The organism is Micromonospora globispora, assembly GCF_003857015.1.
Lineage (GTDB): Bacteria > Actinomycetota > Actinomycetes > Mycobacteriales > Micromonosporaceae > Micromonospora > Micromonospora globispora.
On record NZ_QGGF01000206.1, the window covers coordinates 1 to 21,386 of the forward strand.

Sequence of the window (21,386 nt, forward strand, 5' to 3'; positions counted from 1 at the left end):
TATGCCGGCCGATGCCGTTGCAGCCCTCGACCGCCCACAGGCGGTCCTTGTGCTTGCGACCGGCGGCGAGCATGGCCTGGTAGCCGTCGCGGTCGGTGCCGAACCGGCCCTGCCCGAGCGCCTTCTCCCGGGCGTTGATGATTTCGATGGTGGCGGAACGCTTGTGCGGGTCCACGCCGATGATGACCTGGGCCATCGTGTCCTCCCTCGATCCGACGATGGAACGTCGACGGGAGGGCAGCGCTACCTTGAGCCGGGCAGTCCCCTCTTGAGCCTCTCTCCGCCGCGGTGACCGGCGGGGCGCACGCCAGATGAGAGCCACACCAACCTGCGGTGGGCAGCCGCGATGAGAGCGACCCCACCGGTCACCTCGACCAAGCCTGGCCGGGCTGCGGTCGTACCACCAGCCAATAGGTAGCCGCGATCCGCGCGTTGGCCCCGCCCGGCACAGTGAGCTGTCGTGCCGATGAGCGGGCGCGTGCTCTCCGGTCCGGCGGGCGGTTTCAGCGGTGGGTACGCGACATCGTGGGGGCAGAGCGCAGACCCGTCACTCAGCCTCGAAGCCACCGTGTTCTCGGGCGAGGGCGAGCCACTGCAGCCAGCTGACCCACTTCGGATCGGATTCCAGGAAAGCTCTTTGCTCTGGTGGCACTCTTGCATACGCCGACAGTGCCTCATCGATCTCGCGTGTGGTCACCAGCCATCGATCGTTCGACCGGAGCTTGAACGCGGGAATGCCAGTCTTTCCCGGTACTGTCTGTGACCGCCAGCGGAGGTCGGCCGCCTGCCGGTCCTGTTGCGCCTGCTCGTCGCCAGGATCGCCGACCGGGATCGTCCAGTGTTCAGGCTCGGCCTCGTAGCCCATCCCGGTCAGCTGCATGTTCTCGTTGATATCCCGAAACCGGCGGTACGGGAACTCCGAGGGTCCGCGGCTGAGGAGACGGTGGAAATTCTCCTCACAGTCCGGGTCATGAGCACAGCTCCGCCCGGATTTCCGGCAAGAGATGAACTGTTTCCGAGCTGCGGCGACGTCGGCCAGCTCCAGGTCGATTCCCACTCAGAGATGATCATTCGGCGCTCGCACATGCGCCAGCTGTTTTCCGAGACTGGCGCGTGAGGTCCTGTTCCAACGCCTGGCCGTGGTGGACATCCGGATCTGCCGCTGACCGCGTCCGAGATGACCGGATCTGTCGATGTGCAGACGTGCACAATAAGGTCGAGCGACGATCCGATCGCGGAGGGTGGCCACATCAGACTGCGCCGTCTTGGCGGGCTCACGGCTCAGTCGAGCAACCAGCCGTGTAGTTGTGTGCCGTACGGACTCAGCGCGAGCGCCGCCAGCGCGAACCAAGCTCCCGTGTTGATGACGAGCCATCCGAACGTTTTCCGGTCGCCGGTCCGCCAGGCATGGAGAAGGGCTGCCAGCCCGAGGACCAAGGTCACGAACGCGAGCGGGTAGACGAACATCGCCACCGCGCGACAGATCCCGAACACCCAGACCAGCGGGTTCCACGCCGTGTCCGGACCGGCCGGCGGAAGGGAGTCCTTCGGGTCGCCCAACCGTTCTAACCGCGGGTCCAGCACAGCCGGGAGGTCGCCGATGTGCAGTGCGGCGACGAGCAGCACACCGAAGCTGCCGACCAGGTACACGGCCAGGAACAGCAACTGTGCCGACAGCACTACGCGGCCACCGAGTGAGCCGGCCCGGACCTGATCCTCTCGACTCATCGGCGCAACGTACACGCTCGCCGTCGGCTTTCGAAAGGCCCGCGTCGGCAGGCCGACCTCCGCTGGTTCGATCGTCGAACTCGGATTCGGTGCCTCCGCGGGCGCACGACCGGCGTCGGGTTCATCCGCTCATAACCGATGACCGGGCGAACGGCTGGTAGCTACCGGTCGACGTGCCACCCGACGCTGGCCGGCGGGTGACCGTGATCGACGATGTGTTCCAGGATCGCGAGCGCCTGCACAAGCGGGACGGTGTCGCCGTCGCTGTATGCGTCGGACTGCCCATTGCTGAGGACGAACCCGCCCTGCTGACCGGTTCCGGTCGGGTCGATGGCGTGCTCGCCGGGACCGCCCGGTTCCTCCAGCAGCATGATCAAGGCGCGGGTGCCGTTGCTAACGACAGCGAGCAGTCCTCCTCGGTCGTGCTCGAACCACGTCTCGAGCATTCCGTGGTCGATCCGTCTCCGAACGACGTCAGCAGCCTGCGCGCCGGTCAACGGCGCGTGACGATCCTGCTCGCGCCAGTGGTCATCCATGGGTCGAAACGGTATCCGGCTACCCGCTCGTGAGGCACTCTTCTAATGGGTTCCGTCAGCCTGCTGGTGCAGGATGGCTCCGGTAGCGGCTGGCGGGTCAGCACTCCACTCTTCAGGCCTTCGAGGCCTTGCGGCAGACCGTGCGCCCGCTGGTCGTGAGGAGGCTGGACAGCTGATGGGATGACGTGCCCCGCGGTTCGCGGTGAGCACTTGGCCATTAGATCGCTGGGGTCTCTTCCGCGCTGCCATGAACGATGTGGTCCATAGAGGAAGAGAGGTGCCGCCCTGCGACAACTCGGCAATCGCCTCGTCGGCATCCTGCACGGCTGCCTCAAGACCGGCACCGCCTACAACGAGACAACTGCCTGGGCCCATCTCCACCCCAGTTCTTGACAACGAAAAACATAGGATGTCTGCCGCTGGTCGCGCTGTCGCTGGTCGAAGCGCGGACAGAAGCGGGTTTATGGTGGCCGGATGCTTGACCTGGGCAGGCTAGACCTGGAGGAGATCGCCACCGCGCTCGAGGACCAGACCGACTACGAGCACCGATGGCTGATCAACCCGCAGACCGGCGAGATCGTGTTCTGGACGACGGACGGCGGCATCGACGGACACACGCCCATCGACCTTGACGACCTCGACCTGGTCGGTATTGATCCGCTGCCGTCCTACGTCTGGTACCAGGACATGGCCGACTTCGCCGAGAGGATCAGTGACGCGGCGGCCGGCCGCAGACTCGCCCGAGCGATCCAGGGCAAGGGCGCCTTCCGGCGGTTCAAGACGGAGTTGCATGAGGAGTATCCGCACCTACTGCCGGCGTGGTACGCCTTCCGAGACGTGCGCGCAAAGCGGCGGGCTGTTGAATGGCTGGTCGACAACTCGCTGGTCAACGACGAAACGGGCGAGCGTTTCGTGGCCGAGCACCGAGATCCCGACCTTCCCTGAGCTGGCGCCCGCGCCGCGCGACTTCCTGTACGACGAACGCACGCATCTGCCGACAAGCGCTCGTCACGCAAGGTAACCAGCTCACGCGTGCATGCATCCGGACGTGCCGATGTCCGGATGCGTTCGTGCGCCGGGTGACGGTGGCCACCTTGCTTTCGGGGTGTGCTGGATGGTACCGACCGGACCGTTTAGGCGATCATGATGGTGTGAGGCGGTCACGCCGTTGAGGTGTCGCCCCGCTATCCGCGACGCGGTAGTGGTACGTGTGTGAGTGGGTGAAGCCGGCGCGCCTGTAGAGCCCGCGAGCCGCCTCGTTGCCGGCCTCGACCTGTAGATAGAGGCGCTCCACGCCGTGAGTGACGGCCCAGCTCGTCCCGGCGTGCAGGATGGCCCGAGCGTACCCCCGCCGGCGCTGGCGCCTATCGGTGGCCATGCAGAGGACGCCGGCCCAGCCGGCCTCGGCCACGAACAAGCCCATTGCGGCTACTTCGCCATCAACGGCCAGACTGGCATAGGCGGCTGGTTCCGGGACCCGTGGCAGCACCAACTCGGCCACGGTGGTGCTGTCGTCATGGCCATCCAAGGCCACGTAGGCGTCCAGCCAGTCCGCTGTCGCTACGGCGTCGATGTGCACGGCACACGTGTCGCCCATAGCGGTCGCCGTGAGGACGTCGGCGGTGGGCGCGGTGAGCACCAGGGTGGGCGCGGCCAGGCGATATCCCCGCGCGGCCAGTACCGCGTCTAGCCCGGCGTGGTGATGTGCGGGCGCCATCTGAACCAGCACCGGCAGGCCGCGCGAGCGGTAGAACGACTCGACCACCTCGATCCCATGGTGGGGATCGTCGGTCGCGGCAAGCGGAGCCGCGGAGTTCGAGCGGCGGCGGGTGACGCCGGGAGTGTGGCGCAGCAGCCAGCCGCCGTGGCTTGCGGTGTAGGTAGCTGGCCACGCCCTGGCAGCGATGTTTTCGACTTCTTGCGCCGTCCCGTCCTCGCCGTCGCCGTCCATAACAGACGCCAGTGCGGTGATCAGGCCGGTGAGGACCTCGGGGCAGCCGTCGGTCTGCGGTTCGTACTCGGCAAGGCACAATCCGGCGATGGTGAACCGCGCGGCGAGGCCGCGCACGGCGGTGATGAGCTGTTCGAGGGTCAGACCGCCCGGCTCGGGCGTGCCGACGGCGCCGAACACCTCCGGGTCCAGCACGTCGAGGTCGATGTGGAGGTAGACGGCGTCAGCACCGGTGGCGGCGACCTCGTCCACCAGTACGGACGGGTTGGCCAGCCCTGCCGCCGCGACGTGCCGAATCCGATGCTCAGCCACGAATGCCCGTTCCCCGGGATCGAGCGCGCGTACACCGGCCAGTACAACCTGGTCCGGCCGCAACGCCCTGGCCGGGGCCAGCTCGCGCGGGCCATCACCAAGCAAGGCCCGCAAGACCATGCCGTGGAACGCGCCGGACGGCGACGAGGCCGGGGTGTTCAGGTCGCCGTGCGCGTCGAACCACACCACGGTCAGCCGGTCGCCATGCGCGGCCAGAGCCGCCTCAATGGGAACCAGGTCGACCCCGCAGTCCCCGCCGACGGTCACAACTGTTCGCCCGCGCGCCCGAGCGTTGGCGTGGGCGGCGCGTACCGCGCTCAGGTTCGCCGCGAGCGTGTCGAGTGCGGCAACGCCGTCGCGGGAATCGGCCGGTTGGCCATCCGTGTCGACTCGCATCCGCTGCCCGGCGGGGAAAAGCCCGGCCAGCACGGTCGCGCCTTGCCGCAACCGGTACGCGCCGCGTGAGCCCGATCCCTGCCATTGCGGCACTTCCAGGACCGTGACGCCCAGCACCCCACACCCACTCTCAGCATAATATCTCAGCGGAATGCATATTGTTACACGCACAGGGTGCGGTAAGTCCACCAGATAAGGCGGATCCGGGGCGGCTGGCCGCATCGCTCAACGAGTGACCCGAATACGCGCGTCGTGGAGCGCGACGAGGGCGCCGGGATGAAGGAGCCAAGTATCCGGATCTGCCGCTGATCGCGTGGTCGTATGGATCCAGCGGGCCGCCGAGACTTCGCTTACTGCGGCTCCTGCAACGGCCATACCTCGACCACGCCATGGGCAACGGCGCAAGGCGTACGCGACACGATGTCGACGGCCTCAGCCAGCGACCCCGCTTCGATGATGGCGAACCCGGCCACGGGAAGCGCGGAAGACATGAAAGGCCCGTCCTCCGTGGTCACCCCGGTCGCGTCGTGGTTACGCACCTGCACGGGTGGGCCGGCGATGCCCATGTCGACCCCGTCCTGGCGCAATCGGGCGTCGTGCGCGTGCGCCGCGTCCCGCACGCTTGCATCGGTGCGGTCGTAGCCGGCCTGGTCGCCATAGCCGATGGTCACAAACTTCGTCACAGCAAGCTCCTCTCGCGCTGACGTTGTCAACCGACCCCTGGCCGTTCCCGCTCATGAATCATCGCCGCCTGCATCGGCATTCGCACCTTTGCCCGTTCATGCCGCGCTGAGCGCCCACCACCACCGAAGTAGCGACCCACCCCTCAGGCCGCTGATTCGTCCGCCATGATGCGTTCCAGAGTGCGCTGACCCATCCGGCTCATGGCCGGGTTGCTTTCGACGTAGTACCAGACGACCCCCATCGCCTGCTGGAAAGCCCACGCCTTCCCGCGCTCCCATTCGAGGTCGTTGCTGCCGAGATCCTCGCGAAGCACCTGCCGCGTCCCCGCATCGAGCAGATGCCAGGCACTCACGAGATCCAGGGCTGGGTCCGCCGGCCCCAGGCCGCCGACGTCGAGGATCCCGGCCAGGCGCCCGTTGGACACGAGCACGTTGCCGGGAATGAGATCACCGTGACTCATCACGTCTTCGGCTGCGCTGCGCGGCAGGCTCCGCATGACTGCCCACATCTCGCGGAGACGTGGAACGTCCAGGAGCCCTTCGCTGTTCTCGAAACAGGTTTCCATCCAGGCATCGTGGGATTGGAGGTCGCCTCCTCGACCTCCGCCGCTGAACGTCCGCCCGCGCGTGTCGATGGCGCGGACATCATTGATGAACTCGGCCAGATCGTGCGCGAACGCGACCGACTCTGCCGGATCGTCGCCGGTTGCCACGACACCCGGCAGCCAGGTCTGCACGGACCACGAAAGGGGGTAACCCGCCCCGGGCTCACCAAGTGCGACCGGCTCGGGCGTGCGGAACCGCGTACGACCTACCAGCTCGCGGGCTGCTTCCGCTTCCGCCTCCAGCCAGCGCCGCGTCGGCTCCACGGCCCGAAGCTCCAGAGGGAACCGGGCTGCGAGCTGGTCGCCGATGCGGAAGACGGCGTTGACTGTCCCGTGCGCAGGAAGGCTCTTGATGGGCAGCCTTCGCCACTCGGGGAATTGCTCATCTACCAGCTTGCGCACGGTCTCGACCGGCACGGCCAGCTGGTTGGCATGCATCTGCACGTCGGCAGCATCGCGCACCTTGATCTTCGGCCGCAACGTACTTTGTGAGTCAGGCAGGTCCCGAGACCGAACAGGCCGGCGAGACGACCGCTGGCTGCGTCAGGGGGCTGCGGTGGCGCAGCTGGGGCGTCGGAGCGGTCGCCGCGGCATAGCCGCCGGGGCCCGCGAGCGACAGCAGCATCGGGATGACGAACAGCCAGGGACCGTCATCGAACGCCTGCGCGATACCGGCGGTCATGAAAAGGCCGAGGCCCATCACCGTGACGGTGACCCCCTTCGTGCCCCGCCGCTCGATGTCGAGCAGGGTGACCTCGAAGGACGTGAACGCCCAGACGCGCACACGGCGACGAGGGCCACCAGGGTCTCGGCGGCGCCGCACCAGGTCAGATGCTCGATGAGGTGGTGCGTCAGCTGACCGATGGCCAGCACGAATACCAGGTCGAAGAAGAGTTCGAGCGGCGCGACCTCGCGATGGATTGAGCGCCCTTCCCGGACGGCCATCGACGCCCCCTCGGGTCCGCGTTGCCAGCCCGCTCGGTGCACGTGAACCGTCGCCCATCATGACCAGCGCCAGCACCGTTTTGTTGGCGGGAGTGCAGGGAACTGGCTAGCTATGACACCGGAGCAGAGTCGGCGGCAGCAGGAGGAAGCACTCGAGAGCGGCGAGGTGTATCGGGACGCCGAGGGGCGCCGAACCACGGACCCGGACGCCGCAGCTGCGCACGCCGAGAGCGAAGCCGACCGCAACGCCGAGCACCTGCAGCGTGGCGAGGTGGGTCCGGGCATCCCGGGAAAGTAGCTGGCAGGTGAGGAGTCGGCGAGCGCTCGCGTCAGTTCCTCATAGCCGCTGAAGGCCCTTTGCCAAGTGGTAGATCACCCGCCACTGCCCGTGGTCACGGTCGGCCGCGGGAAGCCGCCATGCCGGAAGACCCAGTTCAGGTACGACACCAAGGGCATACCGACCTCACCGACGAAGTGGGCGTCGGCGCATGCATCAGGAAGGACGATGCCGTACGGGGCGCCCCCGCTGACGTTGTCCTTGTGGAAGTGGTCGGGCGCGACGGATAGCACGAAGGGCTCGTCCTGGTCCTCCTGCCATCTCGCCGCACACCGCCTGCGCGTCCGCGGCGAACGCTGGGTCACGGACGCGGCTGCCCAGCTGTCTCATCTCATGCCAGACCCGCTCTTGCTCGCCGGCGACGTAGCGGTCCCACCAGTCCGGGCGCTCAGTCATTCGTGCCATGGTGCCGCAGGGGATTTCGCAAGGCAACGCCTCGCAGGGCAGGTTGCCCGCAGTGGCCGGGTCGGTCAATGTGCAGGCCTCAGAGCGGTGCACACGTGGATGCGGACTTGCCGGCCAACCCGCTGCTTGAGTCTCCAGCGGCGGGAGGTGTGAGGGTGAGGGGCATGAACGGCGACGCCCTCTACACGATCGGGGACCTGGCGCGACGGACCGGGTTGACCGTCAAGACCATCCGGTTCTACTCCGACTGCGGGATCGTACCGCCGACCGACCGCAGCCCGACCGGCTACCGCCTCTACGGAATCGAGGCTGTCGCCCGCTTGGACCTCGTGCGGACGCTGCGCGACCTGGGGCTGGACCTGTCCACGATTCGCAAGGTCGTGGACGGCGAGGTTTCGCTCGCCGACGTCGCCACGGCGCACGCCGAAGCAGTCGCCGTACAGATCCGAACGCTGCGCCTGCGGCGCGCCGTGTTGACGGTGGTCGCCAAGCGCGGGTCCACCCCTGAGGAGATTGATCTCATGCACAGACTGGCCAAACTCTCGGAGGACGAACGGCGGCGCCTGATCGGCGAATTCCTTGACACCGTCTTCGGCGGCCTGGACACGCACCCCGAGTTCGCGGGGATCATGCGCTCGATGACTCCCGAGCTGCCCGACAACCCGGAGGTCGAGCAGGTCCAGGCCTGGGTCGAGTTGGCCGAACTGTCCCAGGACCCGGATTTTCGCGCCAGCATGCGGCGGGTGGCGGAGGAGCATGCGGCCGACCGCGCCCATGGCAACACCACAGGCGTGCGCCGCGAGGCTGTCGCTGTGGTCCGGGACCAGGTAGCGCCAGCCCTGACAGCCGGTACCGACCCGCTCTCACCCCAGGCCGATCCTGTGGTCGCGACGGTGATGAGCCAGTATGCGAGCGTCTGCGGTCGCCCCAACGACGTCGAGCTTCGGCGCTGGCTGTTGGTCCGGCTGGAGTCCGCGAGCGACCCGCGCCGGGAGCGGTACCTGCAGCTGCTGTCGGTGATCAACGGCTGGCCGGCCACCACCAGTCTGGCGCCGGTGTTCGACTGGTTCATTCAGGCCTTGCGCGCGCGGCTCCGGGGGGACAGCTCGTCCAGCTCAGCAATGGCCTGGCGACTGACGTAGGACGTGACGGCACGAGCGGCACCGCCATACGCTAACCGAGGCGCGGCCCGGCACGTCGACCACGATGGCGGGCCCCGGTCGCCTCCTCGGCGACCGGGGCCCCCACCCATCAGGCGAGGTCGAACCGGTCCAGGTTCATCACCTTGACCCACGCGGCGACGAAGTCCCGGACGAACTTCTCCTGCCCGTCGGCGCTCGCGTAGACCTCCGCGATGCCGCGGAGCTGGGAGTTCGAGCCGAAGAGAAGGTCAACGGTGGTGGCGGTCCACCTGACCTCGCCCGTGGCGCGATCCCGGCCCTCGAACACGTCCTCGGCCGAGGTGGATGCCTTCCACTCCGTGCCGATGTCGAGCAGGTTCACGAAGAAGTCGTTCGTCAACGTCTCCGGCCGGTCGGTGAAGACGCCGTGTCGCGTCTGCCCCGCATTGGCGTTCAGGGCCCGCATGCCGCCGATCAGGACCGTCATCTCGGGAGCGGTCAGCGTCAACAGGTTGGCCCGGTCCAGCAGCAGCGTCTCCGGCGACAACTTCTCTCCGGGGCGCAGGTAGTTCCGGAACCCGTCCGCCTTCGGCTCGAGCACGGCGAACGACTCCACGTCGGTCTGCTCCTGCGAGGCGTCCGTACGCCCCGGCGCGAACGGAACCGTGACGTCATGCCCGGCGTTCTTCGCCGCCTGCTCGACGGCCGCGCACCCGCCGAGGACGATCAGGTCAGCAAGCGAGATCTTCTTCCCACCGGACTGGGCGGTGTTGAACTCCTGCTGGATCCGCTCCAGGGTCTGCAGCACCGTGCCGAGCTCGGCCGGGTCGTTGACCTCCCAGTTCTTCTGCGGCTCCAGGCGGATCCGCGCCCCGTTCGCCCCGCCACGCATGTCGGTGCCGCGGAAGCTCGCCGCCGATGCCCAGGCGGTCCGGGCCAGCTGCGACACGGACAGTCCGGATGCGAGGAGCTTGCTCTTGAGGGCGGCGATGTCCTGGTCGCCGATCAGCTCGTGGTCGACCGCAGGGACGGGGTCCTGCCACAGCTGCGGCTCCGGAACCCACGGGCCGAGGTAGCGCGAGACAGGCCCCATGTCGCGGTGCAACAGCTTGTACCATGCCTTGGCGAACGCCTCGGCGAACTGGTCCGGGTTCTCCAGGAACCGGCGCGAGATCTTCTCGTAGACCGGGTCGACGCGCAGCGCGAGGTCCGTCGTCGCCATCATCGGGGCGTGCCGGACCGAGGGGTCGTGCGCGTCGGGCACGGCGTCGGCCGCGGCGCCGTCCTTCGGCTTCCACTGCTTGGCGCCGGCCGGGCTCGCCGTGAGCTCCCACTCGTAGCCGAACAACGTCTCGAAGAAGCTGTTGTCCCAGGTGATCGGGGTGGGCGTCCACGCCCCCTCGAGCCCGCTGGTGATCGTGTCCTTGCCCTTGCCGGTGCCGTAGGTGCTCTTCCAGCCGAGGCCCTGATGGTGGACGGGGCAGCCCTCGGGCTCGGGGCCGACCAGGCTCGGGTCGCCGGCACCATGGGTCTTGCCGAACGTGTGGCCGCCGGCGATGAGCGCGACGGTCTCCTCGTCGTTCATCGCCATGCGACGGAACGTCTCGCGGATGTCGCGTGCGGCAGCCAGCGGATCCGGCTTGCCGTTCGGGCCCTCCGGGTTCACGTAGATGAGGCCCATCTGAACGGCGCCGAGAGGACCGGAGAGCTCCCGCTCGCCGCTGTAGCGCTCGTCTCCGAGCCACGTGTCCTCAGGCCCCCAGAAGATCTCCTCGGGCTCCCAGATGTCCTCTCGCCCGAAGCCGAAGCCGAAGGTCTTGAAGCCCATCGACTCGAGGGCGACGTTGCCGGCGAAGACCAGGAGGTCGGCCCAGGAGATCTTCCGGCCGTACTTCTGCTTGACCGGCCAGAGCAACCGGCGGGCCTTGTCGAGGTTCGCGTTGTCGGGCCAGCTGTTGAGGGGGGCGAAGCGCTGGGCGCCGTCACCACCACCGCCGCGGCCGTCCTCGATCCGGTACGTGCCGGCGGAGTGCCAGCTCATCCGGATGAAGAGCGGGCCGTAGTGACCGTAGTCGGCCGGCCACCAGTCCTGCGATGTCGTCATCACCTCGAGGACGTCCCGCTTGAGGGCCTCGACGTCGAGGGTCTTGAACTCTTTCGCGTAGTTGAAGTCCGCGCCCATCGGGTTGGCCCGGGGTGAGTGCTGGTGGAGAACCTGCAGGTTCAGCTGGTTGGGCCACCAGTCCTGGTTCGTACTGGGTCGCCGAGTCGGCTTGGGGGTCGGCGAGGGGATTGCTGGGTTCTCGCTTTCGCTGACGCTCTCGGTCGCGGCCTTCTTGTCAGACACGTCGATACTTCTCCCGTCTTGATTTCTCGTTCTATCAACTGGCTGCTGGTGCCGCGACACACTCGGGACAAATGCCCCAGTAGGTGACGTCGGCCTCGTCGATCGAGAAGCCCTGGTCGTCAGACGCGGTCAGGCAGGGAGCCTCGCCGACGGCGCAGTCGATGTCGGCAATGGCACCGCACGACCGGCACACGACGTGATGGTGGTTGTCGCCGACCCGCGACTCGTAGCGGGCCACCGAGCCGGGCGGCTGGATGCGCCGCACCAGCCCCGCGGCGGTCAGCGCCCGCAGCACGTCGTACACGGCCTGGTGGGACACGGTGGGCAGCTCCCTCCGCACGGCACCGAAGATCGAGTCGGTGTCGGCGTGCGGGTGCGCATGGACCGCGGCCAGCACCGACAGCCGCGGACGGGTCACGCGGAGCGTGGCCCCACGCAGCATGCGCTCGAAGTCCGAGGCCGTGGGCACGCTCGGCAGTATGCGCCACTTTCTTGAATCAATCAAGAATCGGTGGCGCTCGAGCGGCCCAGCAACGGGCAGCCCTCGGGTGGTGGATGCGTAGGCGGGGACAGGTGGCGAAGGCGGTGCATCCTGGGGGACATGCCTTCCCGATCCGCGTCGACGCGGCCAGTGGTATTGCAGCTTCCGTTCCACGGAACCTGGATCGTCCGCAACAGTCCGGCCCGGCGGGTGCCAAGTCATGGCACCCGTGCCTTCGGCGCGAGTCATGCCATCGACTTCGTCGCCGTCCAGGACGGACGGACGGCGCCGATGCGTGACTGGCGGACCCTGTTCGCGGTGGAACCGGTGGAACGGTTCTTCGCCTTCGACCAGCCGATCATGGCGCCGGCCGGTGGCCGGGTCGTGTCGGTGCACGACGGTGAGCCGGACCATGAGGCCCGTCGCTCGCAACTCGCCCTCATTCCGTATGCCCTGAGCCAGGTGTCGCGAGCCCGGCGGGGTGCGCGTGGACTTGCCGGCAACCACGTCGTGCTCGACCTGTCCGACGGCGGACCGTACCTGGTGGTGGCGCACCTGCGGTGTGGCACGGTCGCGGTGCGGCCGGGCGAGCTGGTGGCCGCGGGCCAGCCGCTGGGGCGGTGTGGGAATTCGGGGAACTCGACACAGCCGCACGTGCACCTTCAGGTGATGGACGACCTCGACCCGTCCGTGGCCGTAGGTGTGCCAATCGCCTTTCGGGACTACCGCGTCCGCCGCCGCGACGGCGCGGTAGAGCTGGTGGGAACCGGCGTGCCGGACAACGGCGACATCGTCGAAACCGTGGCTGTCTCGGGATGACCGCTGTAACGGGGTGAGACCGCAGAACAGGAAACCCGAACCCCTTTCCCTGCGACGTCGGCCCGCACTAGTGGTCCCGCGGGATGCGGTAGACGGACACGTGGGAACGCGATTCGGCGGTGAACTCCGCTCCGGCCCAGTCCGCCTGCCTGCTTTCCAGCTCGAACCCGGCCAACCGAGCCATGAGGTCGAGCTCGGCGGGCCAGATGTAGCGGTGCGGGCTGCGGAACAGCTGAGCCTCCGTGCCCTCGCCGAACCTGAAGTGATGCGACACGACGTGCTGGCGCAGCACGTCGTAGGTGTCCAGGCCGATGTACCCGGGCTCGGATTGCCAGACCGTGGCCTGCTGACCGGGTGGGAGCTTGCGCAGCTCGGGTACCCAGAGCTCGATCACGAACCGGCCGCCGGGTGCGAGGTGGCGGGCGGCGTTGCGGAAGCACGCGACCTGCTCGGCCTGGGTGAGCAGATTGGAAATCGTGTTGTAGACGAGGTAGACGAGCGTGTATTCGCCGGGGGCGGTGGCGGTGGCCATGTCGCCGACGACCACCGGGATCGTCGCTTCGTTCGCCTTCGTTCTCAGTTGGTCGATCATCGGACGCGACAGCTCGATGCCGGTGACCGGCACTCCTCGCTCGGCGAGCGGTACGGCCACCCGGCCGGTGCCGATGGCGAACTCGAGCGCCCGGCCGTCGCCGACGAGTTCGGCCAGGCGGTCCACGGCCGGCCCCAGCACCTCGGGTGCAAACATGCCGCTGCCGGGCGTGTCATAGCGCCGGGCGGCATCGACGTCCCAGATCTCGTCCTGCTGCATGTGGCCAACGATCGCCATGGGCCGACCACATTGTCCAACTGTTTTGCGATCCTGGCCGGTCTCAGCTGTCCCGTAGGCGGTTCGCCAGGTCGGCGGCGAAGGCCCGTACCTGGTCCCCCGTGCTGGCCTGCCGGGGGAACACCATGATGCCCACGACGAGGTTGCTCACCCGCAGGACCACGTCCCGGTCCCCCCGGACGTACGCCTCGTCGCCCACGCCGGGCAGCGGCCGGAAGTCCGTCCCGAGCGGCCGGAGTAGCCGGCTGGCGGCCTCCGGCGCATCCCCCCGTCGCGGTGTGGCGACGTAATAGCCGACGGAGATCTTGGGGGCGGGGATGTAGTCGGGATGGCCCTTGGGCAGCAGCAGGTCGCAGTTGTTGGATTCGCCCTGCCGCAGGGTGTAGGCGGTGCCCAGCAGGTGAAGGCTCGGCGCGAGCGTCGCGCAGGCCGGTGGCTCGGCGCGGAACTGGCCGTCGTCGTCGAAGCCGCCCGCCCGGTAGGTGATCACGGCCGCGGCGGCCAGCAGGACGGGAACGAGGATGGCTACGGCGAGGATCGGGTGCCGCCACCGGGGGCGGCGAAGCGCCGAGGGTGTCGGCTGCGGCGCGTAGGGAGATGGGACATCCTCGACGTGCGGCTGGTGCCCGGGGTGCATGACCGCGGATCCTAATCAGCCGGTGTGGCTCTTGTCTGTCCGTCAGCGCCCTGCACGGAGTTCAGCTCGCGCTGAGGCGCTCCGCGCGGCGGCCGACCGTACGGAGCATGCGCGCGGTGAGGATGCGGTGGGCGCCGGAGGTGATGACGAGTTGGCGGTAGACCCAGCCGTGGGGTCCGGGGAACTCCGCGTCTGTGCGAGCGCTGAGCACCGTTCCGTCGGGCTGGGCGACCAGGGTGAAGGTGAGCGCGTACCGCGAGAAGCGGTGGTGGCCGGTCAGCCGGACGAGGCGTTCCGGCTCGGCTTCCGCCACCGCGAACCCGGGGATGGTCGCGCCTTGGTCTAGCGAATGCCCGGAGGCGCGGCGCGGTTCGGCGGCCAGCAGCTGCGCGAGGGCCGCGGCGCCGCCGGGCCGCGGGTTGGCGAGCTGCGTGGTGAGGGAACGCCAGACGGCCCCGGCGGGCGCTGACACCAGTACCCGGTGCTCATCGATGAATGGGAGTGCGTTGTCCATGTCCCGAGAGTACGAACAGGACACCAGCTTGCGCCGTCCGACTATCCTGCCCGCATGTTGATCTCCGATGCCGAGTTGGCCGTCGCCGCGGCCCAGGCGGGAGCCGCCGTCGTACGCGCCAGGTACGGCACGGCGCTGGCCCGCTTCCAGAAGTCCGCCGGCGACTTCGCCACCGCCGCCGACATCGAAGCCGAGCGGGCCATCCTCGACGTACTGCGCGCCGCCCGACCCGACGACGCCGTGACGGGCGAGGAGAGTGGACGCGTGGGGGCCGTCGGCGCGCAGCGGATGTGGCTCGTGGATCCGCTGTGCGGCACGCTGAACTACGCCGTACGGACCACGCTCGTAGCGGTCAACGTGGCCCTGCGTGCGGGCTCGGACGTCACGGTGGCGGCCTCGGCCGACCCGTTCGCCGACGAGGTGTTCTGGACGGACGGCGCTCGGGCGTACGTCCGCCGCGACGGGGCCGACGAAGCGCTGGCACCGTCGGCCGGTTCCCACCTGGTCGACGTCAACCTCGACACGCGCGACCCGAGCGATCCGAACTTCCGGGCGGGGCGCCTCATCGCCGACCCGGGATTCCTCGGGCGGTTCCACCCCCGGGTGGTCTCCACCACCCTCGCCGTCGCCTGGGTGGCGGCCGGCCGGCGCGCCGCGTACGTCACCGACGGCGACCTGCGGGACAACGTCCACTTCGCCGCCGGGCTCACCCTGTGCCGGGCCGCCGGTTGCGTGCTGACCGGGATCCAGGGGGAGCCGCTGCACACCGGCGCCGGTGGCCTCGTCGTGGCGGCCGACCAGGAGACGCACGCCGCCCTGCTGGCGCTCATCGGGACAGCAGCTCCGCGCTGATCCTGAGCCGGTTTGATGACCGGCGCGGCGGCTCGGGAGCGACCCTACGGCCACCCGGATCATGGCGTTGATCGGGCGACCGCCGACTCCGGTGGCCATGGCCCAGGGCCTGCTCCTGCTGGTGCTGCTCTGGTTCGCCTGGTCGTCGTACACCTGGTTGGGCAACCAGACGCGGGCCGACGTCGGCGTGGTCCGCGCGGGGTTCCTGGTCGCCATGGCGGCGCTCTTCGTCGCCGCGCTGGTCATGCCCCAGGCCTGGTCGTCCGGGCCGGGCCTGGACGGGCCGCTGCTCGTCGCGCTGGCCTACGTGGCGCTCCGCGTGGTCCACCTCGTGCTGTACCACTGGGCGGCGGCGAGCGTGCCCGGACTGCGGGCGCGGATCCGCTTCTTCGCCGCGGTCAGCGCCCTCGGCTGGGTGCCGCTCCTGCTCGGCGCGCTGCTGACCGGGGCGGCGCACGCCGCCCTGTGGGTGCTGGCGTTCCTGATCGAGATCGGCGGCCAGCGCCTGTCGTACGCGTGGCGCGGCGCCTGGCCGCTGCGCAGCTCGAGCCACTTCACCGAACGGCACGGACTCGTCCTGATCATCGCGCTCGGCGAGTCGCTGGTGGCCGCCGGGGTGGGCGCCGGGTCGGCGGTGACCGCGCCATCGGTCCTCGGCGTGGCCCTGGTCGGCCTGACCGTGACCGTCTGCCTGTGGTGGCTCTACTTCGACGCCTCCGCGCCGGCCGCCGCCCGCGCTCTCGCCGCGGTCACGGGGGACCGGCGTGACCGGATCGCCGCGGACGCCTACAGCCAGACCCACCTGCTGCTGATCACCGGGGTCATCTACCTCGCGCTCGGCATCGAGCAGGTGCTGGAGCACGTCGCCGAGGAGCACAGCGGTGGCCACCATGCCGGCGCGGCCCCGCTGAGCTGGTCGGCGTCGGCCGCCCTGTACGGCGGTGCCGCGCTGTACCTGGCCGGCCGGCTGCTGTTCCTCCGGCTCACCCAGCAGGCGGTCCGGCCGGCGCAGGTGGCCGTCGCGGTGGTGGCGCTGCTCCTGCTGCCAGTCGGGCGGGTGGTGCCGCCCGCCGCGGCGCTCGGCGTCCTCGCCGCGCTCCTGGTCGCCGCCGCCGTCGGCGAGCGGCTGGCCCGCGCCGACTGACGGTCGGCCGGAGCCAGGGACGCCACCTCGCTACAGGTGGGTGTCCGGCCACGGCACCCGGGTGGTGCCTCGGCGCAGCACGATCCGGGCGAGGTGTTCGAGCAGCCATGGTCCGCCGCTTTCCCGGCGTTCGTAGCCGAGGAGGCGTCCCCACCGTCCGGGGGTGACGATGAGGGCGGTGACGCGTTCCCGGCCCTCGTCGTCGCGGGTGGTTTCGATGTCGGCGACCCGGCCGATGATCCGGCCGTCGTGGTCCCGGACGGGTCGCCGCAGGAGGCGGCCGGCCCGCAGCGGGGTGTCAGGTGGCATCGGTGGCTCCCGGGATGCGGGCGATGAGGTGGTCGCGCAGCCAGGTCTCCAGTGGCGGGTCGGGCAGCACCTCCCGGCGTACGGAGAGGTTGACCGCGCTGGTGAGCTCGGCGACCAGGACGTAGGGGATGCGGATGGGACCGCGGTCGCGATCCGGTGCGAGCCGTCGGGCGATGTCGGCGATCCAGCGGCCGAGCCCGCCGCCGATGCGGTCGCCGAGGGCCTGCTGACCGGTGAGCAGTGCCGCCACGTACGGGGTGCCGTCCGTGTCGAGGGCGAGTTCGACGTCGTCGACCTTGCCGACGGGTTCGCCGTCGCGGTCGAGGATCTGCCGGTCGAGCAGGTCGAAGCCGATGAGCATGTCAGCCGCCTCCCATCCGGGTGACGATCATCAGGGGTATCGCGGCGATGGCCGCGGCGAGCACGATGGCCAGGTAGAGCAGGCCCACGGTGTTGGCGAGCCGGCCGTTGACGCGTCGGCCGAGGTAGCCGCGGTCGTTGGCGACGACGAGGATCGGCAGGTACGTCAGGGGCAGCGCGACGGCGCTGAACACCAGCGTGTATTCGGTGAGCTGGATCGGGTCGATGGTGGTCATCAGCACCGCCACCCCGACCAGGATGGCCACCATGAGCACCGTGTGGAAGCGGGCGGCTTCCCGGGGACGGCGCAGCTTGCCCCAGGCCCAGCCGAAGTACTGGGCGACCGTGTAGGCGCTGGACAGGCCGGTCTCCATGGCAGCGCCGAAGGTGGCGGCGAAGAAGCCGAGGATCGCGGCGGCCAGGCCCAGCTTGCCGAGGGCGACCGCGGCCGGCAGCGCGACCTGGGACAGCGCGTCGACCGACATCTGCAGCGGGTGGAACACGGTGGCGGCGGTGGCCATCAGCGCGAACGCGAGCAGACCGCCGAGGGGGAACCCGACGAACACGTTCACCCGCGAGGTGAGCAGGTCCTTGCTGCTCCACCGTTCCTCGACGCCGCCGGAGGAGAAGAAGAACACCTCGTACGGGGTCATGGCGGAGGCGAACAGCGCGACGGCCATGAACCAGTAGGTGCCCCAGTCCTCGCCGGCGGGCGGGCCGGGGTGGGCCGCCTGGTGCCACAGCTGACCGGTGTCGGGGGAGAGGCGGAAGAACGCGATGATGAACACGACCAGGGTGAGGCCGGTGATTCCGAACAGGTTCTCCAGCAGCGAGAACTTCGCCCGCCACAGCGTGGCCCACAGGACCACCCCGACGACGGGTACCCACAGCAGGTAGTCGACGCTGGTGGCCAGTTGCAGCGCCAACCCGACGCCGCCGATCTCCGCGCCGAGCGTCAGTACCGTGACGAACAGGGAGCCGGCGAGGTTGGCCAGGGCCACGCGCGGGCCGAGGCGTTCGCGGACGAGGTCGAACACCGGCCGTCCGCTCACCGCGGTGACCCGGCCGCTCATCTCGGCGTACGCGCAGATGCCGATCACCCCGAGCAGGAGGACCCAGGCGTGGGCGAGGCCGAACCGCGCGCCGGCCTCGGCGTTCGCGACGATGTCGCCGATGTCGACGAACCCGCCGATCGCGGTCAGCACGCCCAGGGCGATGGCCAGGACCTGCTTGACGCCGCCCCCGCCCGCCGGCGACGGCGGTGCCTCCGTCCTGCTGGTCACCGACGACGCGCTCACGGGTTGTCCTCGATGAGGTCGTCCAGTTGCCGGGCGGTGCCGTCGAGGGCCGCGACCGCCGCGCCCAGCGTCGCGTCGTCGCCGGCCCCGGCGGCGTCGGACAACTCACGGGCGGTGGCCTGCACCAGCGGGGCCAGCCGGTCGCGGAGGGTGGCGGAGGTGCCGTCGGGCGCGACCGCGAGGGCCAACTTCTGTTCCGCGCCGGCCACCGCCTTCATCGCGTCGTCGTACGCGGTCGTGGCGAAGGCGTCGGTGACGTGCCGGTGCAGTTGCTGGCGGCCGACCAGCACGCCGGTGGCCGCGGCGTCGTGCGCCGTACCGGCCACCTGCAGCACGACCCGCTGGTAGCCGGAGGCGTCTGGCGGCCGGGACACCTGGTACGCCAGGCCCGCCCACAGCAGGAGCGCCGCCGCGGCCGCGATCATCAACCGGTGGATGACCTTCACACCGGCCTTCCTACCCATCCGGAGGCACCCGGCAATCCCACTCGCCGCCGGTACTGCGGCCCACGGTGCCGGGACCTAGGGCCCTGGCCGGGGTTGTCCGGCACGGGAAGAGTCAGGTCGGGAACGGGAAACCGATCGAGGGAGAGGTGGCAGTGGTGAGTGCGATTCGCCGGAGCGTCGTGATGCTGGGAACGGTACTGGTCGGAGTCGTGGCACTGCCCGTCGCGGCGGTGGCCGACGCCGGCCCGACCGCTGGTGACTTCGGCGGACACGTCGTCGCCTGCGAGCAGGCCATGGGCTTCGACGGGTACCACAACCCCGGGATGCACCAGGGGTACTCGGGCTGGGATCCCACCCACACGTGCTGAGGTGACGGCCGGCGGTACGCGGATCATCCGCTGATATCGTCTGCGCCCGAGCGGCGGTCGGCCGCCTGGCACGTTCGAGTAGGCGGTCGCCGGTGATGCGAGTACGCGCTGTCCTTCCGCAGGCACTGCTGGTCCTCGTCCTGATCGCGCTGGTCGCGTCGGGCATCCGGCCGTACGACCGGCTCACCTGGCTGCTGGAGACGGTGTGGGTAATCGTCGGGATTCCCCTGGTGCTGGTCACCTGGCGCCGTTTTCCGCTGAGCACCCTGCTCTGCTGCCTGCTCGCGGTGCACGCGATGATCCTGATTGGCGGCGGCCACTACACCTACGCGCGCACCCCGCTGGGCGATTGGGTGCGGGACGTGTTCGACCTGTCCCGCAACCCGTACGACCGGCTCGGGCACTTCGCGCAGGGCTTCGTGCCGGCCATCCTGGTCCGGGAGATCCTGGTCCGCCGATCGCCGTTGCGGGGCAGCCGGTGGCTCGCCCCGCTCGTGGTCTGCGCCTGCCTGGCCTTCAGCGCCTTCTTCGAGATGATCGAGTGGTGGGCGGCGGTGGCCGGAGGGTCGGCCGCCGACGATTTCCTCGCCACCCAGGGCGACGTCTGGGACACCCAGTGGGACATGTTCCTGGCCCTGATCGGTGCCGTCACGTCGCTGGCTCTGCTCAGCCGGCTGCACGACCGGCAACTACCGGCGCCGGCGTCGGCGCCCGCCGAGGCCGTCGGCGCCCGCCGAGGCCGTCCAGGAGACTCGGTCGTACCGCGACCGACGGCACGCGGCTGACCGGCTTCAGGAAGGGTGGTGGCGATGGCGGAGCAACGGCCGGGGCCGCTCAATGGCATCCTCGTCGCGGACTTCTCGCGCATCCTCGCCGGGCCGTACGCGACCATGCTCCTCGCCGACCTCGGCGCTGAGGTGATCAAAGTGGAGGGTCCCGGCGGGGACGACACCCGGACCTGGATGCCGCCGGTCCGGGAGGGCGTCTCCACCTACTACCTCGGCGTCAATCGCAACAAGCGGTCGATCGTCCTCGACCTGGCCGACCCCGATGATCGGGAGGTGGCCCGGCGGCTCGTCCGGCGCGCCGATGTCATGATCCAGAATTTCCGGCCGGGCGGTCTGCGCCGGTTCGGTCTCGACTACGACAGCGTCGCCGCGCTCAACGAGCGCATCGTCTACGCGTCGATCAGCGGCTTCGGCGCCGGCGCCGGGGCGGCCCTTCCCGGGTACGACCTGATGGCCCAGGCGGCGTCCGGGCTGATGAGCCTCACCGGTGCGCCGGACGGCCCGCCGTACAAGGCCGGGGTCGCCGTGTTCGACGTGATGGCCGGCCTGCACGCGGCGGTGGGGATCCTCGCCGCCCTGCACCACCGCGCCGCGTCCGGGGTCGGCCAGCATGTCGAGGTGGATCTGCTCTCCTCGGCGCTGTCCGGCCTGGTCAACCACACCAGCGCCCACGTGGCGGGCGGCGCGACGCCGTTCCGGACGGGCAACGCCCACCCGAGCATCTTCCCGTACGAGCCGCTGCCCGCCGCCGACGGCGAGCTCGTCGTCATCGCCGGCAACGACGGCCAGTTCCGCACGCTGTGCCAGGTGCTCGGCCTGCCCGAGCTGGCCGAGGACCCCCGGTTCCGGCGCAACCAGGACCGCACCGCCAACCGGGACGCCCTGCGCCCCCTCCTGGTCGCCCGGCTGCGCCGGCGGAACCGGGACGAGTGGTTCCGGGATCTGCGGGCGGCCGGGGTGCCGTGCGCCCCGATCAACACGGTCGCCGACGGCGTCGCCCTGGCCCGGGAGCTCGGGCTCGACCCGGTCGTCACGGCCGGCGACGTGCCGGGCGTCCGGCACCCGATCGGCTTCTCCGCCACCCCGCCCCGGTACGACCTGCCGCCGCCCGGGCTCGACGAGCACGGGCGGCGGCAGGTCGTACCGGGGCGGGGTGGCGGAGAAGCCGATCGGGT

General features: G+C 69.8%; 27 protein-coding genes and 1 pseudogene. 9 read left to right on the forward strand and 19 right to left on the reverse strand.

Going from position 1 to position 21,386, the window contains the following annotated elements; all coding sequences use genetic code 11:
- From DKL51_RS08220 to DKL51_RS34820, 4 genes and pseudogenes are all read right to left on the reverse strand, one after another.
- Window positions 1–196 (reverse strand): annotated as a pseudogene (locus DKL51_RS08220) (IS110 family RNA-guided transposase); the annotation flags it as partial.
- A 351-nt stretch (window positions 197–547) separates the two neighbouring features.
- The gene (locus DKL51_RS08225) at window positions 548–1,057 is read right to left on the reverse strand and encodes a hypothetical protein (RefSeq protein WP_109947221.1); all 510 of its coding nucleotides are present in this window, start codon (window positions 1,055–1,057) and stop codon (window positions 548–550) included.
- A gap of 224 nt (window positions 1,058–1,281) precedes the next feature.
- Window positions 1,282–1,680 (reverse strand): hypothetical protein, encoded by a 399-nt coding sequence (locus tag DKL51_RS08230; protein WP_109947222.1) that lies wholly within the window; start codon window positions 1,678–1,680, stop codon window positions 1,282–1,284.
- A gap of 209 nt (window positions 1,681–1,889) precedes the next feature.
- Complete coding sequence (locus tag DKL51_RS34820) at window positions 1,890–2,264, reverse strand: hypothetical protein (protein ID WP_123827104.1); 375 nt, start codon at window positions 2,262–2,264, stop codon at window positions 1,890–1,892.
- Between the two features lie 474 nt (window positions 2,265–2,738).
- On the opposite strand from DKL51_RS34820, the gene DKL51_RS08240 reads away from it, so the two are divergent.
- Window positions 2,739–3,209 (forward strand): UPF0158 family protein, encoded by a 471-nt coding sequence (locus DKL51_RS08240; protein WP_109947224.1) that lies wholly within the window; start codon window positions 2,739–2,741, stop codon window positions 3,207–3,209.
- Between the two features lie 196 nt (window positions 3,210–3,405).
- Here the strand turns inward: DKL51_RS08240 and DKL51_RS08245 are convergent, their stop codons facing one another.
- The 5 genes from DKL51_RS08245 to DKL51_RS37085 all read right to left on the reverse strand — a co-directional run bounded on the left by DKL51_RS08245 (window position 3,406) and on the right by DKL51_RS37085 (window position 7,156).
- Complete coding sequence (locus tag DKL51_RS08245) at window positions 3,406–5,040, reverse strand: GNAT family N-acetyltransferase (protein ID WP_243420633.1); 1,635 nt, start codon at window positions 5,038–5,040, stop codon at window positions 3,406–3,408.
- A 233-nt stretch (window positions 5,041–5,273) separates the two neighbouring features.
- The gene (locus tag DKL51_RS08250; RefSeq protein ID WP_109947226.1) at window positions 5,274–5,606 is read right to left on the reverse strand and encodes a YciI family protein; all 333 of its coding nucleotides are present in this window, start codon (window positions 5,604–5,606) and stop codon (window positions 5,274–5,276) included.
- A gap of 143 nt (window positions 5,607–5,749) precedes the next feature.
- Window positions 5,750–6,691 carry an aminoglycoside phosphotransferase family protein gene (locus DKL51_RS08255; protein WP_243420634.1) on the reverse strand — a complete coding sequence of 314 codons (942 nt, stop codon included), beginning with the start codon at window positions 6,689–6,691 and terminating at the stop codon, window positions 5,750–5,752.
- Window positions 6,692–6,704: 13 nt separating this feature from the next.
- The gene (locus DKL51_RS35635; protein WP_207784006.1) at window positions 6,705–6,995 is read right to left on the reverse strand and encodes a low temperature requirement protein A; all 291 of its coding nucleotides are present in this window, start codon (window positions 6,993–6,995) and stop codon (window positions 6,705–6,707) included.
- Entirely contained in the window at window positions 6,911–7,156 is a 246-nt protein-coding gene (locus DKL51_RS37085) for a low temperature requirement protein A (protein ID WP_207784007.1), read from the reverse strand. Before DKL51_RS37085 ends, DKL51_RS35635 begins: the two co-directional genes overlap by 85 nt.
- A gap of 112 nt (window positions 7,157–7,268) precedes the next feature.
- Between DKL51_RS37085 and DKL51_RS08265 the strand changes: the two genes are divergently transcribed.
- Complete coding sequence (locus tag DKL51_RS08265; RefSeq protein WP_109947227.1) at window positions 7,269–7,454, forward strand: ribonuclease; 186 nt, start codon at window positions 7,269–7,271, stop codon at window positions 7,452–7,454.
- A gap of 74 nt (window positions 7,455–7,528) precedes the next feature.
- Here DKL51_RS08265 and DKL51_RS08270 read toward each other — a convergent pair whose 3' ends face one another.
- The gene (locus DKL51_RS08270) at window positions 7,529–7,726 is read right to left on the reverse strand and encodes a hypothetical protein (protein ID WP_123809649.1); all 198 of its coding nucleotides are present in this window, start codon (window positions 7,724–7,726) and stop codon (window positions 7,529–7,531) included.
- 336 nt (window positions 7,727–8,062) lie between these two features.
- Here DKL51_RS08270 and DKL51_RS08275 point away from each other — a divergent pair, with 336 nt between their 5' ends.
- Window positions 8,063–9,040 (forward strand): MerR family transcriptional regulator, encoded by a 978-nt coding sequence (locus DKL51_RS08275; RefSeq protein WP_109947229.1) that lies wholly within the window; start codon window positions 8,063–8,065, stop codon window positions 9,038–9,040.
- A 109-nt stretch (window positions 9,041–9,149) separates the two neighbouring features.
- On the opposite strand, the gene katG is transcribed toward DKL51_RS08275, so the two are convergent.
- Window positions 9,150–11,366 carry a catalase/peroxidase HPI gene (gene katG, locus DKL51_RS08280; RefSeq protein ID WP_165823238.1) on the reverse strand — a complete coding sequence of 739 codons (2,217 nt, stop codon included), beginning with the start codon at window positions 11,364–11,366 and terminating at the stop codon, window positions 9,150–9,152.
- A 34-nt stretch (window positions 11,367–11,400) separates the two neighbouring features.
- The gene (locus tag DKL51_RS08285; RefSeq protein WP_279306034.1) at window positions 11,401–11,808 is read right to left on the reverse strand and encodes a Fur family transcriptional regulator; all 408 of its coding nucleotides are present in this window, start codon (window positions 11,806–11,808) and stop codon (window positions 11,401–11,403) included.
- A gap of 366 nt (window positions 11,809–12,174) precedes the next feature.
- On the opposite strand from DKL51_RS08285, the gene DKL51_RS08290 reads away from it, so the two are divergent.
- A complete protein-coding gene (locus DKL51_RS08290; protein WP_207786179.1) occupies window positions 12,175–12,666 on the forward strand; it encodes a M23 family metallopeptidase in 492 nt (163 codons plus the stop codon).
- Between the two features lie 67 nt (window positions 12,667–12,733).
- Here the strand turns inward: DKL51_RS08290 and DKL51_RS08295 are convergent, their stop codons facing one another.
- The 3 genes from DKL51_RS08295 to DKL51_RS08305 all read right to left on the reverse strand — a co-directional run bounded on the left by DKL51_RS08295 (window position 12,734) and on the right by DKL51_RS08305 (window position 14,646).
- Window positions 12,734–13,495 carry a class I SAM-dependent methyltransferase gene (locus DKL51_RS08295; RefSeq protein ID WP_243420635.1) on the reverse strand — a complete coding sequence of 254 codons (762 nt, stop codon included), beginning with the start codon at window positions 13,493–13,495 and terminating at the stop codon, window positions 12,734–12,736.
- Between the two features lie 43 nt (window positions 13,496–13,538).
- Window positions 13,539–14,132, reverse strand: coding sequence for a hypothetical protein (locus DKL51_RS08300; protein WP_109947232.1), 594 nt, complete (start codon window positions 14,130–14,132; stop codon window positions 13,539–13,541).
- A gap of 61 nt (window positions 14,133–14,193) precedes the next feature.
- Window positions 14,194–14,646, reverse strand: a complete 453-nt coding sequence (locus DKL51_RS08305; protein ID WP_109947233.1) for a hypothetical protein — start codon at window positions 14,644–14,646, stop codon at window positions 14,194–14,196.
- A gap of 54 nt (window positions 14,647–14,700) precedes the next feature.
- Here DKL51_RS08305 and DKL51_RS08310 point away from each other — a divergent pair, with 54 nt between their 5' ends.
- Window positions 14,701–15,498 (forward strand): inositol monophosphatase family protein, encoded by a 798-nt coding sequence (locus DKL51_RS08310; RefSeq protein WP_109947234.1) that lies wholly within the window; start codon window positions 14,701–14,703, stop codon window positions 15,496–15,498.
- Between the two features lie 61 nt (window positions 15,499–15,559).
- Window positions 15,560–16,642, forward strand: coding sequence for a low temperature requirement protein A (locus tag DKL51_RS08315; RefSeq protein ID WP_109947235.1), 1,083 nt, complete (start codon window positions 15,560–15,562; stop codon window positions 16,640–16,642).
- 30 nt (window positions 16,643–16,672) lie between these two features.
- Here the strand turns inward: DKL51_RS08315 and DKL51_RS08320 are convergent, their stop codons facing one another.
- From DKL51_RS08320 to DKL51_RS08335, 4 genes are read right to left on the reverse strand one after another with little or no spacing between them, the layout of a single operon-like run.
- Window positions 16,673–16,951, reverse strand: a complete 279-nt coding sequence (locus DKL51_RS08320; protein ID WP_109947236.1) for a PRC-barrel domain-containing protein — start codon at window positions 16,949–16,951, stop codon at window positions 16,673–16,675.
- The gene (locus DKL51_RS08325; protein ID WP_109947237.1) at window positions 16,941–17,312 is read right to left on the reverse strand and encodes a hypothetical protein; all 372 of its coding nucleotides are present in this window, start codon (window positions 17,310–17,312) and stop codon (window positions 16,941–16,943) included. Before DKL51_RS08325 ends, DKL51_RS08320 begins: the two co-directional genes overlap by 11 nt.
- A 1-nt stretch (window position 17,313) precedes the next feature.
- Window positions 17,314–18,609, reverse strand: a complete 1,296-nt coding sequence (locus DKL51_RS08330; protein ID WP_243420499.1) for an NRAMP family divalent metal transporter — start codon at window positions 18,607–18,609, stop codon at window positions 17,314–17,316.
- Window positions 18,606–19,073 (reverse strand): hypothetical protein, encoded by a 468-nt coding sequence (locus DKL51_RS08335; RefSeq protein ID WP_123827105.1) that lies wholly within the window; start codon window positions 19,071–19,073, stop codon window positions 18,606–18,608. Before DKL51_RS08335 ends, DKL51_RS08330 begins: the two co-directional genes overlap by 4 nt.
- 137 nt (window positions 19,074–19,210) lie before the next feature.
- Here DKL51_RS08335 and DKL51_RS08340 point away from each other — a divergent pair, with 137 nt between their 5' ends.
- From DKL51_RS08340 to DKL51_RS08350, 3 genes are all read left to right on the forward strand, one after another.
- A complete protein-coding gene (locus DKL51_RS08340; protein WP_123827106.1) occupies window positions 19,211–19,423 on the forward strand; it encodes a hypothetical protein in 213 nt (70 codons plus the stop codon).
- 95 nt (window positions 19,424–19,518) lie between these two features.
- Window positions 19,519–20,208 (forward strand): DUF2238 domain-containing protein, encoded by a 690-nt coding sequence (locus DKL51_RS08345; protein ID WP_243422685.1) that lies wholly within the window; start codon window positions 19,519–19,521, stop codon window positions 20,206–20,208.
- 24 nt (window positions 20,209–20,232) lie between these two features.
- A partial coding sequence (locus tag DKL51_RS08350) for a CaiB/BaiF CoA transferase family protein (protein ID WP_148097750.1) occupies window positions 20,233–21,386 on the forward strand: 1,154 nt, incomplete at its 3' end.

Excerpts from the sequence above, each read along its gene's own strand:
- DKL51_RS08305 (WP_109947233.1), bottom strand. The coding sequence starts at position 14,646 with ATGGACAACGCACTCCCATTCATCGATGAGCACCGGGTACTGGTGTCA.
- DKL51_RS08325 (WP_109947237.1), bottom strand. The coding sequence starts at position 17,312 with ATGCTCATCGGCTTCGACCTGCTCGACCGGCAGATCCTCGACCGCGAC.
- DKL51_RS37085 (WP_207784007.1), bottom strand. The coding sequence starts at position 7,156 with ATGGCCGTCCGGGAAGGGCGCTCAATCCATCGCGAGGTCGCGCCGCTC.
- DKL51_RS08310 (WP_109947234.1), top strand. The coding sequence starts at position 14,701 with ATGTTGATCTCCGATGCCGAGTTGGCCGTCGCCGCGGCCCAGGCGGGA.
- DKL51_RS08295 (WP_243420635.1), bottom strand. The coding sequence starts at position 13,495 with ATGGCGATCGTTGGCCACATGCAGCAGGACGAGATCTGGGACGTCGAT.
- DKL51_RS08335 (WP_123827105.1), bottom strand. The coding sequence starts at position 19,073 with ATGGGTAGGAAGGCCGGTGTGAAGGTCATCCACCGGTTGATGATCGCG.
- DKL51_RS08345 (WP_243422685.1), top strand. The coding sequence starts at position 19,519 with ATGCGAGTACGCGCTGTCCTTCCGCAGGCACTGCTGGTCCTCGTCCTG.
- DKL51_RS08240 (WP_109947224.1), top strand. The coding sequence starts at position 2,739 with ATGCTTGACCTGGGCAGGCTAGACCTGGAGGAGATCGCCACCGCGCTC.
- DKL51_RS08300 (WP_109947232.1), bottom strand. The coding sequence starts at position 14,132 with ATGCACCCCGGGCACCAGCCGCACGTCGAGGATGTCCCATCTCCCTAC.
- DKL51_RS08320 (WP_109947236.1), bottom strand. The coding sequence starts at position 16,951 with ATGCCACCTGACACCCCGCTGCGGGCCGGCCGCCTCCTGCGGCGACCC.
- DKL51_RS08315 (WP_109947235.1), top strand. The coding sequence starts at position 15,560 with ATGGCGTTGATCGGGCGACCGCCGACTCCGGTGGCCATGGCCCAGGGC.
- DKL51_RS08275 (WP_109947229.1), top strand. The coding sequence starts at position 8,063 with ATGAACGGCGACGCCCTCTACACGATCGGGGACCTGGCGCGACGGACC.
- DKL51_RS08285 (WP_279306034.1), bottom strand. The coding sequence starts at position 11,808 with ATGCTGCGTGGGGCCACGCTCCGCGTGACCCGTCCGCGGCTGTCGGTG.
- DKL51_RS08265 (WP_109947227.1), top strand. The coding sequence starts at position 7,269 with ATGACACCGGAGCAGAGTCGGCGGCAGCAGGAGGAAGCACTCGAGAGC.
- DKL51_RS34820 (WP_123827104.1), bottom strand. The coding sequence starts at position 2,264 with ATGGATGACCACTGGCGCGAGCAGGATCGTCACGCGCCGTTGACCGGC.